Annotated in this window: 13 protein-coding genes; 8 read left to right on the forward strand and 5 right to left on the reverse strand. The window is 68.9% G+C overall.

Translation table 11 applies throughout. The features are described 5' to 3' along the window. Window positions 1–109: 109 nt before the first annotated feature. Both OG555_RS33060 and OG555_RS33065 read right to left on the reverse strand, forming a co-directional pair. Window positions 110–691: a redoxin domain-containing protein gene (locus tag OG555_RS33060; protein ID WP_329476482.1), complete on the reverse strand. Its 582-nt coding sequence runs from the start codon at window positions 689–691 to the stop codon at window positions 110–112. Window positions 692–701: 10 nt separating this feature from the next. Further along, window positions 702–1,421, reverse strand: coding sequence for an SDR family oxidoreductase (locus OG555_RS33065; RefSeq protein WP_329476483.1), 720 nt, complete (start codon window positions 1,419–1,421; stop codon window positions 702–704). Between the two features lie 131 nt (window positions 1,422–1,552). Between OG555_RS33065 and OG555_RS33070 the strand changes: the two genes are divergently transcribed. The 8 genes from OG555_RS33070 (at window position 1,553) to OG555_RS33105 (ending at window position 10,754) form a co-directional block, all read left to right on the forward strand. After that, window positions 1,553–2,521: a redoxin domain-containing protein gene (locus tag OG555_RS33070; RefSeq protein WP_329476484.1), complete on the forward strand. Its 969-nt coding sequence runs from the start codon at window positions 1,553–1,555 to the stop codon at window positions 2,519–2,521. A 158-nt stretch (window positions 2,522–2,679) separates the two neighbouring features. Then, entirely contained in the window at window positions 2,680–3,012 is a 333-nt protein-coding gene (locus OG555_RS33075; protein ID WP_329476485.1) for a hypothetical protein, read from the forward strand. A 66-nt stretch (window positions 3,013–3,078) separates the two neighbouring features. Next, window positions 3,079–3,840: a class I SAM-dependent methyltransferase gene (locus OG555_RS33080; protein ID WP_329476486.1), complete on the forward strand. Its 762-nt coding sequence runs from the start codon at window positions 3,079–3,081 to the stop codon at window positions 3,838–3,840. Window positions 3,841–3,939: 99 nt separating this feature from the next. Then, window positions 3,940–6,696: a helix-turn-helix transcriptional regulator gene (locus OG555_RS33085; protein ID WP_329476487.1), complete on the forward strand. Its 2,757-nt coding sequence runs from the start codon at window positions 3,940–3,942 to the stop codon at window positions 6,694–6,696. Window positions 6,697–6,780: 84 nt separating this feature from the next. Continuing rightward, the gene (locus OG555_RS33090; protein ID WP_329476488.1) at window positions 6,781–7,470 is read left to right on the forward strand and encodes an alpha/beta fold hydrolase; all 690 of its coding nucleotides are present in this window, start codon (window positions 6,781–6,783) and stop codon (window positions 7,468–7,470) included. 106 nt (window positions 7,471–7,576) lie between these two features. Then, complete coding sequence (locus OG555_RS33095; RefSeq protein ID WP_329476489.1) at window positions 7,577–8,689, forward strand: sugar ABC transporter substrate-binding protein; 1,113 nt, start codon at window positions 7,577–7,579, stop codon at window positions 8,687–8,689. Further along, entirely contained in the window at window positions 8,686–9,471 is a 786-nt protein-coding gene (locus OG555_RS33100) for an ATP-binding cassette domain-containing protein (RefSeq protein ID WP_329476490.1), read from the forward strand. Before OG555_RS33095 ends, OG555_RS33100 begins: the two co-directional genes overlap by 4 nt. Continuing rightward, window positions 9,468–10,754, forward strand: a complete 1,287-nt coding sequence (locus OG555_RS33105) for a sugar ABC transporter permease (protein ID WP_329476491.1) — start codon at window positions 9,468–9,470, stop codon at window positions 10,752–10,754. Before OG555_RS33100 ends, OG555_RS33105 begins: the two co-directional genes overlap by 4 nt. 10 nt (window positions 10,755–10,764) lie before the next feature. Here OG555_RS33105 and OG555_RS33110 read toward each other — a convergent pair whose 3' ends face one another. The 3 genes from OG555_RS33110 to OG555_RS33120 all read right to left on the reverse strand — a co-directional run bounded on the left by OG555_RS33110 (window position 10,765) and on the right by OG555_RS33120 (window position 13,269). Continuing rightward, window positions 10,765–12,135, reverse strand: a complete 1,371-nt coding sequence (locus OG555_RS33110; protein ID WP_329476492.1) for a CHASE3 domain-containing protein — start codon at window positions 12,133–12,135, stop codon at window positions 10,765–10,767. A 25-nt stretch (window positions 12,136–12,160) separates the two neighbouring features. Further along, window positions 12,161–12,532, reverse strand: a complete 372-nt coding sequence (locus OG555_RS33115) for a response regulator (protein WP_329476493.1) — start codon at window positions 12,530–12,532, stop codon at window positions 12,161–12,163. Window positions 12,533–12,615: 83 nt separating this feature from the next. Next, window positions 12,616–13,269: a response regulator transcription factor gene (locus OG555_RS33120; RefSeq protein ID WP_329476494.1), complete on the reverse strand. Its 654-nt coding sequence runs from the start codon at window positions 13,267–13,269 to the stop codon at window positions 12,616–12,618. Between the last annotated feature and the right edge of the window lie 41 nt (window positions 13,270–13,310).

Consider the following 13,310-nt stretch of genomic DNA (forward strand, 5'->3'; position numbering starts at 1 on the left):
CGGGTGGTCGCGGCGTTCCCGACGGCCGAGATCCGCGAGCAGAGCTTCGAGGCGATCCGGGGCCGCGGCTACACCGTCGTACCCCGAAGCGCCTGAAGGACGGCTTCTCCTAGGAGTCGGCGGGCTTCGTCTCCCAGCCGTGGAACGCCGACAGATCGCCCGCGTTCCAGGCCTCGCGGAGACCGGGCTTGCTGAGGTCCCAGTCCGGGCGGACCTCGCGGCTCGCCTCGCGCAGGTCACGCCAGAGGTCGTGCACCGACGGCCGGCCCCAGAACCAGTAGCCGTTGTAGATGCTGTGCACGACGAGACCCGGCTTCAGCACGAGGGTGTGCGGGATCATCGGGTTGTTCTCCGGGTCGGTGTACTCCTGGATGTCCAGATCCTGCTGGACGATCCGGCCGGGATCGGACAGGAACGGCCACTGCGCCCCGACCGCGGCCCGGAACTCCTGCAGCGTGTGGTGCTCGTCGGTGGCGATCGTGACCACCTGCGTGTAGGCGACGGCGATCTTCGGGTAGAACTCGGCGAGCTCGCGGTGCTGCTGGTGTTCCTTCGGGCAGTAGTGCCCGCGGGCCAGCGTGAGGATCAGCGGATCGTCGCCCTGCAGCTCACTGAGCTTGCGCGGTACGTCGGTGTGGTCGGGCAGCTCGTAGTCCGGGAAGGTGCTCCCGGGGATGATGTCGGATCGCATTGGACGCCTTTCACCGGAGGAGGCTTTGACCGCCGTCGATGTCGTACGTCGCCCCGGTCAGGGCGGTGTTCGTCATCAGGTGCACGGCGAGGGCGGCGACGTCGTCCGGCTGGACGACGCGACCGATGGGCAGTGTGGTCCGCAGCTCGGTACGGCGCTCTTCGAGCTGGTCACCGAGCAGCGACGCCGACAAGGGGGTGTCGACGAAGCCCGCGGCGATCAGGTTGAGGCGGACCGGTGCGACCTCGAGAGCCAGGCTCGCAGCCAGGGCCGGCAAGGCCACGGTCATCGCCGAGGTGATGCCGATCCCGCGGTCCGGCCGGCGTCCACCGGTGCCGCCCATGAAGGTCAGGCTGCCGCCGGGACGGACGTTCGCGAACCGGGCCACGCCGACCATCAGCATCGGGTGTTCCTGCAGCGCGCGCCTGGCTTCGTCGAAGTCGATGTCCGCGAGGGCGGCGTAGTACGGGCCGCCGGCGGTGGCCATCACATGGTCGATCGGGCCGCCCAGACCGGCGAAGAAGCTCTCCAGCTCGCGGGAGTCGTTGGCATCGAAGGACACGACACCGGTTGCGCCCACCTCGGCCGCCGCGGCTTTCAACCGCTCTGGGTCGCGGCCGGTCAGGATGACCGCGGCTCCGGCGGCTCGAGCCTGTCGCGCGGTCTCCAGGCCGATGCCGGCGCTACCGCCGATCACCACGACCGTCTGGCCCTGCAGTTCGTCGCCCATCAGAGTGTGACCCCTCCGCGTTGTGATTGGTACGCACCTACAATCGCGCTTGCGGGCCTACCTCGCACCAGTGAGAGTCCCTGGCCGCGTATCCGGAGCCAGGGACCGGGCTCCGAGGTCGAGGACACATCATGACATCACGATCGTTCGAGGGCCGGATGCCTGCGCTGACGGGCGCCACCGGCTGGCTGAATTCGGCACCGTTGACCACCGAGGGTCTGCGGGGGAGACCGGTGCTGGTCAGCTTCTGGACCTACACCTGCATCAACTGGCTGCGTCAGCTTCCGTACGTACGGGCGTGGTCCGAGAAATACGCCGAGCTGACGGTGATCGGGGTGCACACGCCGGAGTTCGGGTTCGAGCAGGACCCGGAGAACGTCGTACGAGCTGTGCGAGACCTGAACGTCAGGTATCCGGTCGCGGTCGACAGCGACTACGCGATCTGGCGCGCCTTCGACAACCACTACTGGCCGGCGCTGTACTTCGTCGACGCGGAGGGCGCGATCCGCCACCATCACTTCGGTGAAGGTGACTACGAGCAGTCGGAGGCCGTCATCCAGGAGTTGCTGACCGACGCGGGAGTGGAGGCCGGCTCCGACCTCGTCGCCGTGTCCGCGGCCGGATTCGAGGCGCAGGCCGACTGGAACTCGCTCGGGTCGCCGGAGAACTACACCGGCTCCGGGCGGTCCGAGTACTTCGCCTCACCCGGCGGACTGCGGTCGGGGCGTGACGCGTCGTACGCGGTCCCGTCGAAGCTGTCGTTGAACCAGTGGGCGCTGGCGGGTGAGTGGACCGTCGGTGAACAGGCCGCGCGCCTGAACACGCCGCACGGCTATCTCGTCGACCGCTTCCGCGCGCGCGACCTCCACCTGGTGATGGGACCTGCGGTCCGCGGCACCGAGGTCCGCTTCCAGGTCACGCTCGACGACCGGCCTCCGGGCGAGGACCACGGTCTCGATGTCGATGCCGACGGCCGCGGGAGGCTGACGGAGCAGCGCCTGCATCAGCTGATCCGCCAGCGCGGGCCCATCGACGAGCGCACCTTCAAGATCACCTTCCTGGACGCCGGCGCCGAGGTCTTCGCCTTCACCTTCGGCTGAGACGAACTCGAGCGTGTCCGCATCACCGCGGGCGGCCACATCCTCAACGCCGACGGCGGCCACTCCGCGCACTGACCGGCAACTGAGCGATCGTCGAGTTACCTTGTTTCCATCGCGGAGACGGTTCGGGGCGGCCAGTTCGTCGGAAGGACGCTGACGTGAAGCTCACCATGCAGCTCATCAGGGCTCTGGCGGCGCTGAGTGGGCAGCCGATCCGGATGTCCAGTGTGGCTGCCCCCGACAACGATCCGGACAGCATCGTCATCGCGCCGGATCCCCGCGCCAAGATCAGCCCCAGCCGCAACAGCCGCTCCTACAAGGGCCTTGCGTACGCCGACCACGCACCGAAGCTGCGCATGGACATCCTGACCCCCCTCAAGGACCGGGTCCACACCCGCTCGTGCTCTATCTGCCCGGTGGCGGATTCGTGTCCGCGCGCCGAGATCATGGATCGCGTCGTCGAATTTCTTCGAGCCCGAACGAGCCGCTGAGCTCTACTGAACGTCGGCGGGGGAAAATGGCAAGCGCTGGGGCGTGGAAGGTGCCAGGATGCCGGCATGGTTGTGCGTGCGTTGAGCTTCGGGGCGGTGGCCGAGGCGTACGAACGGTTCCGGCCTGGGTATCCCGTGGAACTCCTCGATCTGGTGACGGCGTACGCCGGTGCGCCGATCCGGACCGCCCTCGAGATCGGCGCCGGGACAGGCAAGGCAACGCGCCTGTTCGCGCAGGGAGGGATCGCGGTCACGGCGACAGACCCTGACGCGGCCATGCTCGCGGAGCTGCGTAAACACCTGCCGGCCAACGTCACAACCGTGCAAGCCGCATTCGAGGATCTGCCGACAGATTCGTCGTACGAGCTGGTGTATTCGGCTGCCGCGCTCCATTGGACCAACCCTGAAGGCCGGTGGGCCCGCATGGCCACACTCGTCCGACCGGGTGGCGTGTTCGCCTCGTTCGGTGGACCGGTGGAGCTGGCCGATCCGGCCCTCAAGGAGGCCGCGCGCGCGGCACGTGCGCCGTATCTGGAGACCGACGGCGTGCCGTCGCCCGACGGCACGCCCGCGGATCGCCCGATGCAATGGCCCGGCACGGAGCTCGAGCAGTCCGACTGGTTCACCGATGTCCGGCAGTCGGTGATCGAACGGCACCTGACGATGAGCGCCCACGACTACATCGGACAACTCTCGACGATCTCGGCGTACGTGATGCTCCCGGCCGCCGACCGGGACCAGGTCTTCCGCCGAATCCTCCAGGTCCTCCCCGAAACCGTGGAAATCAACGCCGAGATCACCGCCCACCTCGCCCGCCGCCACCACTAGTCCGACGCTCGAGCGGAGACTCGTTCGACGCCGATCTTGCCGGCCTGGATCGACGCGCTGAAGGGTTCGGTCAACTGGCCGAGAGTAGAGTTCGGTGCCGTGACTCGTGGGGGAGCCGCGGCGAAACTGTTCGGCCGGGACGCCGAGCTCGAGCAGCTGGACGCGTTCGTCGCTACCGCAGCTGTCGGTGGCGCGGGTCTGCTCCTCACCGGCCCAGCCGGCGTCGGCAAGTCCGTGCTTCTCGATGCGACGGCGGTACGGGCGACAGCGCAAGGCGCTCGCGTGTTGCGGGCCGCCGGGGTCGAGTTCGAAGCGGACATGAGTTTCGCGGGACTCCACCAGGTGGTCCATCCGCTGGTCGACGTACTCCCGCGGCTGAGCGAGCGATACCGCCGCGCGTTGGAGACAGCGGTCGGGCTGAACGAAGAGACGCCGCCGGATCAGTTGACGGTTTCGAGCGCCATGCTCGCCCTGCTGACAGCAGCGGCCGGGGACAGGCCGTTGGTGGTGATCGTCGACGACATGCCGTGGCTGGATCGCGTCAGCGCCGTCGTCCTGGGGTTCGTCGCCCGTCGGCTCGCGGGCAGCCGGGTCGGGTTCCTGGCCGCGTTCCGCTCCGACGAGGTCAGCTTCTTCGATCGCGGCGGTTTGCCGGAGCTCGAGGTGCAGCCACTCGAGAGCGACGCTGCCGCCGCGCTGGTCGACGACCGCTTTCCCACGTTGTCACCACGGGTCCGGCAGCGTCTGCTCGAGGACGCGCAAGGCAATCCGCTGGCCCTGCTCGAGCTGCCGATCTCCCTCAGTGGCCACCGGCGCGGCGGGGCGCCGGCGTCACCTCCGCCGCTCAGCAGACGCCTGCAGTCACTGTTCGCGTCGCGGATCAGCAACCTCCCGGACGAGACGCGTGGCCCACTCCTGCTGGCTGCCCTCGAGGGTGCCGGTGACCTACGCATCGTGCGCAACGCCGCAGTCGCGCAGTGGGGGAGCCCGGCGCTGGACGCGGCCGAACGGGCGCGGCTGATCCAGGTCGACAGCGGAGCCGGACGACTGATGTTCCGGCATCCGCTGACCCGCGCCGCCGTGGTCGAACTGTCGACCAGTGAGCAACGCAGCCAGGCCCACCGAGCCTTGGCCGAGCAGTACGCCGACGACTCCGAGCGGCATGCGTGGCATCTGGCCGAAGCGACCACCGGCCCGGACGAGGACGTCGCGATCCTGCTCGAACAGGCCGCTGCCAGGGTGCAACGGCGCGGCGACCCCGTCGGTGCCATGGTCCTGCTGCTCCGCGCTGCCGACCTCAGTCCCCGCCCAGATGACCGCAGGCGGCGATCGGTGATGGCCGCTTACATCGGCGTCGACGTCACCGGCGATCTCCGCAACATGCAGGACGTTCTCGAGCCAGGCGTACTGCGCGAGCCGCCCTCACTCGCCGTCGCCTTGGCGGGCGCGGCGTACTTGCTCAACGCCCACGGCGCCATCGACACAGCCCACCAGTTGATCGTGACCGCGATCGAGACCTCCCCGGATCCCACCGACGCAACGGACGAGATCCTCTTCGAGGCGCTGTGGGTCCTGCAGGCACTCGTCTCGTTCGGTTCGCGGTCTGAACTCGTCGAGTCGTTCCACACGGTGATGGCACGACTGCGGCCGCGACCTCCGGAGCTCATCGACCTCCTGGGGAGCACGTACATCGAGCCCGCGCGGCTCGCGTTGCCGGTGCTCGACCGGCTGGACGCCATGGTCGCCGGGCTGACCGAGCAGTCCGATCCGGGGCACATCATCCGCGTCGGCGTCGCCGCCCTGTACGTCGATCGGCTGCCGGCCTGCCGAGCCGCTCTCTGGCGGGCGGTCGAGCATGGCCGAGCCGGTGGCGCGATCACGGCCGGGATCGAGGCGCTGTTGCTGTTGGGATGCGACGGCCTGCTCGCCGGAGAGTGGGACGAAGTCGCTCGGCTGGCGGACGAGGCCATTGCCCTGTGCGAGAAGCACAACTACGAACTGCTGTCGTATCTGCTGCGATTCCAGCACGCGCTGATCGCCGCCGCCCGCGGCGACGAGTCGACGACGACCGCGCTGACGGACCAGCTGATCCAGTGGGCCGGACCGCGCCGGAGCGGGTTCGTTCTCAACTACGCGTACCACGCCAAGGCCTTGGCAGCCCTGGGCCACGCTGACTACGAGACCGCCTTCGAGCAGGTGACCTCGATCTCTCCGGCGGGCACGCTCGTACCCCATGCGGCGCATGCGCTGTGGGTCATCCTGGACCTGGTCGAAGCCGCCGGTCGCACGGGGCGGCACGCGGAGGCGGCCGCACACGTTGCCGCGGCTCAGGCCGCCGGTATCGACCGGATCTCGCCACGGCTCGCCCTCGTGGTGACCGCGGCGGCTGCACTGGTGGCCAGTCAGCCGGAGGACGGCGAGCTGTTCGAAGCAGCGCTGGCCGTTCCTGGCGCTGACCGGTGGCCCTTCGAGTTGGCGCGCGTACACCTTGCCTATGGCGAACGCCTGCGGCGGGCCAAGAGTGCCAGCCTGGCACGCAGCCAGCTGGCTGCCGCGCGCGACATCTTCGACCGTCTGGGTGCTGAACCGTGGGCGAAGCGGGCCCGCACCGAACTTCGGGCCACCGGTCTGCCGTCGACTCACGAGGATGCCGCGCGAAAGATCGACGTACTCACGCCACAGCAGCGCGAGATCGCGTTGCTCGCCGCGGCCGGCCTCACCAACAAGCAGATCGGCGACCGGCTCTTCCTGTCGCCGCGGACGGTCGGAACTCATCTCTACCAGCTGTTCCCGAAGCTCGGCGTCACGTCGCGTGCCGCGCTCCGCGACGCTCTGGCCGAGCATCCGCCCGAGTGAACCAGTCAGATGACGTAAGCGATCGACGACCTCGCCGACCTACCTTCGAGGCACCGAAATCCGGTGATCGAAGGAGAAATGATCATGACAAATACGCCCGTACGCAACGTCGTCCTCGTGCATGGAGGCTTCGTCGACGGCTCGGGTTGGCAGGGCGTGTACGACCTGCTCGTCCGGGACGGGTACCGCGTCAGCATCGTGCAGAACCCGACCCTCTCGCTGGAGGATGACGTGGCCGTCACCACCCGGGTCCTCGACCAACTGGACGGTCCGGCCGTTCTGGTCGGGCACTCCTACGGTGGGGCGGTCATCACCGAGGCCGGCACGCACGAGAACGTGGTGGCGCTCGGCTACATCGCCGCGTTCGCCCCGGACAAGGGTGAGTCGGTCAACACGCTGATCGCCGACCCGCCGGCGGGCGCCCCGGTGCCGCCGATCCTGCCGCCCCAGGACGGCTTCCTGTTCCTCGACCGGGAGAAGTTCGCCCACTCGTTCGCGGCCGACGTACCGAGCGAGCTCGCCGCGTTCATGGCCGATGCGCAGGTGCCGTGGGGAGTGGATGCGCTGGGTGGCACGGTGACCGAGCCGGCGTGGCGGGTCAAGCCGAGCTCGTACCTGGTCGCCACCGACGACCGGATGATCCCGCCGCCGGCGCAGCGAGCCATGTCCGAGCGGGCCGGCTCGACGGTCGTCGAGGTCCCCGGCAGTCACGCGATCTACGTGTCGCAGCCGCAGGCAGTGGCCGAGCTGATCAAGCAGGCCGCGGGCAGCTAAGACGGCATTGCAGTTCTCCGGTACGGCGGGATGGGCGCTACCCGGTAGGGGAGATGGGCGCCTGCCGGGATGATCTGTGCGGTGGGTCGGTCGAGTGTTGTCGAGTATGAAGGCATCCTCTTTGCACGTACTCCGTACGGCCGTGGCGATGACGGGGGTCGTCGCTGCGGCGGCGGGACTGACCGCCTGTGGCAACAACAAGAGCGCGTCGTCGTCGAGCAGCGCACCGCCCGCGAACACGAAGGTGGGCGTGCTGCTGCCCGACACGGCGACCTCGCCGCGTTGGGTCTCGGCCGACCCCAACCAACTGCGTAAGCAGTGCGCCGACAACAAGCTCACCTGCTACATCGACAACGCCAACGGCAGCCCGACCACCCAGCAGTCGCAGGCTCAGGCGCTGATCAACCAAGGCGTCGGCGTTCTGCTGGTCGTGAACCTGGACTCGGGCTCCGGGAAGGCGATCGAGGCACTCGCCAAGCAGCACAACGTCGTCACGATCGACTACGACCGGCTCACCGCCGGCGGCACCGCGTCGTACTACGTGTCGTTCGACAACGTCAAGGTCGGCCAGGACCAGGGCACGGCGCTGACCCAGGCACCTGAGGTGAAGGGCAAGAGTTCGGTCAACTACGTCGAGATCGACGGCGCGCCGACCGACAACAACGCCGCGTTGTTTGCCCAGGGCTACAACTCCGTACTGTCGAAGCAGCCTGGCTGGCACAAGCTCGCCGACCAGACCGGCAACTGGGACGCCGCTACCGCGCAGACCGTCTTCACCACGATGCTGGGCCAGCACCCGAACATCAACGCGGTGATGGTTGCCAACGACACCATGGCGCAGTCGGTCATCAACGTGCTCAAGGCCCAGAGCCTCGCGGGCAAGGTCGCGGTGTCTGGGCAGGACGCCACCGCCGGCGGACTCGACAACGTCATGGCGGGTACGCAGTCCTTCACGATCTACAAGCCGGTCGCCGGTGAGGCGGACGTGGCGATCAAGCTCGCCGGCGAGATCCTGGCGGGTCAGAAGCCGGCCGCACCGACGACGATCAAGGACCCGACGAGTGGCCGCGAGGTTCCGGCGTACCTGGCCGACCCGACCGTCATCACCAAGGCGAACGTCGCCCTGCCGGTGACCGACGGCTACGTGAGCGCGGCAGCCGTCTGCCCCACGCCGGCGCTGGTGGCGCTGTGCGCGGCCAACGGCATCAAGATGCCATGACCTCCCAGCCCACGTTGGAATTGCGAGGCATCGACAAGTCCTTCGGCCCGGTCCACGTGTTGTCTTCGGTGGACTTCACCGCGACGGCCGGTGAGGTGACCGCCCTGGTCGGCGACAACGGGGCGGGCAAGACAACGCTGGTCAAGTGCATCGGCGGCATCTATCACGTCGACGCGGGGGAGTTGATCTTCGACGGCACGCCCCGCACGGTCGGCGGTCCCCGGGACGCCGCGGCGCTCGGGGTCGAGATCGTGTATCAGGACCTGGCGCTGTGCGACAACCTCGACATCGTCGACAACATGTTCCTCGGCCGCGAGCGGATCAGCCGGTTCCGGACCCTGGACGAGAACACGATGGAGAAGCTGGCCCGGCAGGCGCTGGACTCGCTGTCGGTGCGGACGGTCCGCTCGATCCGGCAGCGCGTCGCCAGCCTGTCCGGCGGCCAGCGCCAGACGGTGGCGATCGCCAAGTCGGTGCTGTGGGAGTCGAAGGTCGTCATCCTGGACGAGCCGACGGCGGCCCTCGGCGTGGCCCAGACCGAGCAGGTGCTCGACCTGGTCCGCCGACTGGCCGAGCATGGTGTCGCTGTCATCTTGGTGTCGCACAACATGAACGACGTGATGCGGGTCGCGGACTCCATCGGCGTACTGTTCCTGGGCCGGATGGCGGCCCAGGTCAGACGCGCGGACGTGACCCAGACGCAGGTGGTCGAGCTGATCACCGCGGGCCGCTCCGGTGCGATGGGACTGTCGCCCGAAGAGTCGTCGGAGGCGACGGTATGAGCGCCGCAACCGACGATCTGGTCAGGCAGGACCAGCCCGAACCAGACCAGCCGAGCGAGGGTCTTGCCGCGCTGGGCGCCTACATCCGCGACTACTTCGCGCGGGTGCGTGGCGGCGAACTCGGCTCCATCCCGGCCGTGGTCGGGCTGATCGTCATCACCGTGGTGTTCGCGCTGGTGCACCAAGGCTTCCTGAGCGCCTACAACCTCGAGGCGCTGGTGATCCAGGCGGCGCCGATCATCGTGATGGCGATGGGGCTGGTCTTCGTGCTGCTGCTCGGCGAGATCGACCTGTCCGCCGGGACGACGGGCGGGCTGTGCTCGGCGATCACGGCGGTGCTGATTTTGCGGCACGGGTTCTCGTGGTGGCCGGCGCTGCTCGTCGGGCTGCTGACCGGTGTGGCGATCGGGTTCGGGATGGGCTGGTTGCGGGCGCGGGTCGGGATCCCGTCGTTCGTGATCACGCTGGCGACGTTCCTGGCGTTCCAGGGCATCACTCTGATCCTGATCGGTGGCCAGGGGTCGGTGATCCTGCCCGACTCCTCGCCCCTGATCAAGCTGGAGAACAGTTTCGTGCCGCTGTGGCTCGGGTGGGTCCTGCTGGCAGTGGTCGTCATCGGGTACGCCGCGATGAAGATCAGCGCGGCCAACGGACGCCGGCGGGCCGGGCTGTCCCGGCCGCCGTTCACCGTGATCGCGGCGAAGGTCGTCGTGCTGGCGGTGCTCGGGGCGGCGTTCACCTACGAGATGGGCGTCAACCGCAACCTGACCACCAACGCGTTCTTCAGCAACAAGGCGCAGGGCATGCCGTGGGTCGTGGTGTTGCTGGTGATCCTGTTCACGGTCTGGCATTTCGTCCTCAGCCGCACCCGCTACGGCCGGCACGTGTACGCCGTCGGCGGCAACGAGGAGGCGTCGCGGCGCGCGGGTGTCGTGGTGTCCCGGATCCGGATCTCGGTGTTCGTGATCTGCTCTGGGATGGCCGCCATCTCCGGCTTCGTCGCGGCCTCGCTGCTGCAGTCGGTCCAGTCCAACGCCGGCGCCGGCAACACCTTGTTGCTGGCCGTCGGCGCGGCGGTCATCGGCGGTACCTCGCTGTTCGGCGGGCACGGCCGCATCATCGACGCAGTGCTCGGCGGCCTGGTCGTTGCCGTCATCATCAACGGCATGAGCGACCTGATCCAGGGCGCCAACTCCGCCGGCTGGGAATGGATCGTCACCGGCGCCGTCCTCCTGCTCGCCGCCGGCTTCGACGCGGTGGTACGCCGGGGGCGGACGACGTGAGCGATCGCCCTCACAACTCGTCGTGCGGCTCGATCGGAAGGTTGACCAGCACGGTGGTTCCCGCGCCGACCGGGCTGGTCACCGAGATCGTGCCGGCGAGCGCCTCGACCCGATCCGCGAGCCCGGTCAGGCCGGACCCGCGATCGGGTGCCGCGCCGCCACAGCCGTCGTCGCGGACCGACAGCCGCAGGCGATTGTCGCTGACCCGGGCGTCGATCCACACCGCCGACGCGCCCGCGTGCTTGGCCGTGTTGGCCAGCGCTTCGGACACGACGTAGTACGCGCAGACCTCGACCGGCGCGGCCAGCCGGCCCGGCACGTCGATGGTCACCTCCGACGGGACCGGAGAACGTCGCGCGAGCGACTTCAGGGCCGGGCCGAGACCGCCCTCGGTCAGGATCGCGGGGTGGATCCCTCGGGACAGCTCACGGAGTTCCTCGAGCGCGATGGTCAGTTCGTCCGCGGCGTTGCGGAGTTGGGGACGCACCTCCGGTGGCGCCGCCGCCTCGCCCGCCCTGAGCTGCAGTGCCAGCGACACCAGCCGCTGCTGGGTGCCGTCGTGCAGATCGCGTTCGATCCGCTGCCGGGCTCGGTCCGCGGCCGCGACAAGCCGGACCCGCGAACCAGCCAGCTCCCGCCGTCCCTGCTCGACCGCAGTAGCCATACTGTTGAAGCTCCGCTGCAGTACGCCGATCTCGCCCACGCCGTCGTCGGGCACACGGGCGCCCAGATCGCCGGCTGCGAGTTGCCCCGCCATGGTGGCGGTACGGCGCACGGGGCGAAGGATTCTCGAGTTCAGGTACCAGGTGAACAGCCCCACCAGCACGACCGAACCGGTCAGCCCCGCGGCGGCGGCGACGATCGCGCGATGGGCCACGGCGTCGGCCGTGTCCTGCCGAGCCGTGGCGAGTTGCTCCTCGGCCGCGATGAGCTGATCGAACTGGATCCGCATCGCGTCGGTCCGCTGCTTACCCTCCTGAGTTGCCGCCAGCGCGTCGACAGAGCTCCGGTTCCGTTGGGCGGCGGCGACCAGCGGCTCGGAGTATTCCTTCAGATAGGAGGTCCCGGCCTCGGTGAGACGCACAGCCCGGGCGTGCTGCTCGGCATTGCCCGCGACGAGGTTCTCCAAGCCGGCCGCCTGCTGCGGGAACGCCGCCCGGGCCGCGATCCACGGCTGCAGGAACTGATCTGACCCGGTCAGCAGGAACCCGCGCTGGCCGGTCTCCAGGTCGACGACCAGCCGCTCCAGCCGGTTCGCGGCCACCAGGACGTCCTCGGAATCCTGGGCCCGATGCTCCATTTCCTGCAACTCCGCGACGGAGGAGAACAGAACGGCGAACGTGGCGCCGATGATCACCGCGAGCAGGCCGCTCGCGATCATCGTGCGCAGGGTCAAACCAGGTCTTTCACGGTTCACCGACACCATCGAGGGTCCCTCGTATGGCGGCACCGGACAAGGCGGTCTTCGGCAGGAACCCGATCGCCGGGCTGGCGGCGATCAGATCGGCGTAGTCCTCTTCGGAATGCATGGAGATCAGGATGATCGGAGCGGGAGCTCCGTCGGCCTGTTCCGCCAGGCGCTTGGCCAGCTTCAGCCCGCTCTCGCCGCCGAGGTCGATATCGACCAGCGTCACGTCGGGTCGCAGCTCGGCGGCCAGGCTCAGGGCCAGCGCTCCGGTCGACGCCGTGGCGACCACCGAGATGCCGTCGGGTTCCAATAGCGTCCGCGCGACCGCGAGGAAGCGGTCGCTGTCGTCGACGATCAGGCAGCGAAGCATGTGCCCAGACTCTCAAAGTGATCGGCCGATCGCATTCCCGCTAGCTGGTGATTCGCGCGATAGGGGCCGACAGCAAGGAACTGCTACCGGCCGTCGAGGTAGGTGAGGACCGCGAGGACGCGCCGATGGTCGTCCTCCGCCTCCGGGAGCTCGAGCTTGGTGAGGATGCTGCGGACGTGCTTCTCCACCGTCCCCTCGGTGACCCAGAGCTGCCGGCTGATCCCGGCGTTCGAGCGGCCCTCGGCGACAAGCGCCAGGACCTCCCGCTCGCGCTCGGTGAGCGCGGCCAGGGGGTCGTGCCGGTGGCGGGCGTCCACCAGTTCCTTCACCAGCCCCGGGTCGACCACCGAGCCGCCCCTGGCGACTCGCCGCAGGGTCTCGATGAACTCGTCCACGTCCGTGACCCGGCTCTTGAGCAGGTAGCCGACTCCGTGCCCGCTGGCGAGGATCTGCATCGCGTGCTCCACCTCGACATGGGCGGACAGCAGCAGGACCGCGGTCTCCGGGCGCTCCCGGCGGATCGCCTGCGCCGCTTCCAGCCCCTCGATCGAGTGGCCCGGTGGCATCCGGATGTCGATGACGACGAGATCCGGGAGATCCCGCCGGACCAGCGCGAGCAGCCCGGCGGCGTTGCCGGCCTGGCCGACGACCTCGAAGCCCGACTGCTCGAGCAGGCTCGCCAGCCCTTCGCGGAGCAGTACGTCGTCATCCGCGATCGCCACCCGCGTCTCAGCCACCTCACCGAGCGTAGCTCGCGCGGACGGCGGTGCAGCATTCT

Source organism: Kribbella sp. NBC_01484, from assembly GCF_036227145.1.
Taxonomy (GTDB): domain Bacteria; phylum Actinomycetota; class Actinomycetes; order Propionibacteriales; family Kribbellaceae; genus Kribbella.

Excerpts from the sequence above, each read along its gene's own strand:
- OG555_RS33115 (WP_329476493.1), bottom strand. The coding sequence starts at position 12,532 with ATGCTTCGCTGCCTGATCGTCGACGACAGCGACCGCTTCCTCGCGGTC.
- OG555_RS33110 (WP_329476492.1), bottom strand. The coding sequence starts at position 12,135 with ATGATCGCGAGCGGCCTGCTCGCGGTGATCATCGGCGCCACGTTCGCC.
- OG555_RS33105 (WP_329476491.1), top strand. The coding sequence starts at position 9,468 with ATGAGCGCCGCAACCGACGATCTGGTCAGGCAGGACCAGCCCGAACCA.
- OG555_RS33060 (WP_329476482.1), bottom strand. The coding sequence starts at position 691 with ATGCGATCCGACATCATCCCCGGGAGCACCTTCCCGGACTACGAGCTG.
- OG555_RS33070 (WP_329476484.1), top strand. The coding sequence starts at position 1,553 with ATGACATCACGATCGTTCGAGGGCCGGATGCCTGCGCTGACGGGCGCC.
- OG555_RS33080 (WP_329476486.1), top strand. The coding sequence starts at position 3,079 with ATGGTTGTGCGTGCGTTGAGCTTCGGGGCGGTGGCCGAGGCGTACGAA.
- OG555_RS33095 (WP_329476489.1), top strand. The coding sequence starts at position 7,577 with ATGAAGGCATCCTCTTTGCACGTACTCCGTACGGCCGTGGCGATGACG.
- OG555_RS33090 (WP_329476488.1), top strand. The coding sequence starts at position 6,781 with ATGACAAATACGCCCGTACGCAACGTCGTCCTCGTGCATGGAGGCTTC.
- OG555_RS33065 (WP_329476483.1), bottom strand. The coding sequence starts at position 1,421 with ATGGGCGACGAACTGCAGGGCCAGACGGTCGTGGTGATCGGCGGTAGC.
- OG555_RS33100 (WP_329476490.1), top strand. The coding sequence starts at position 8,686 with ATGACCTCCCAGCCCACGTTGGAATTGCGAGGCATCGACAAGTCCTTC.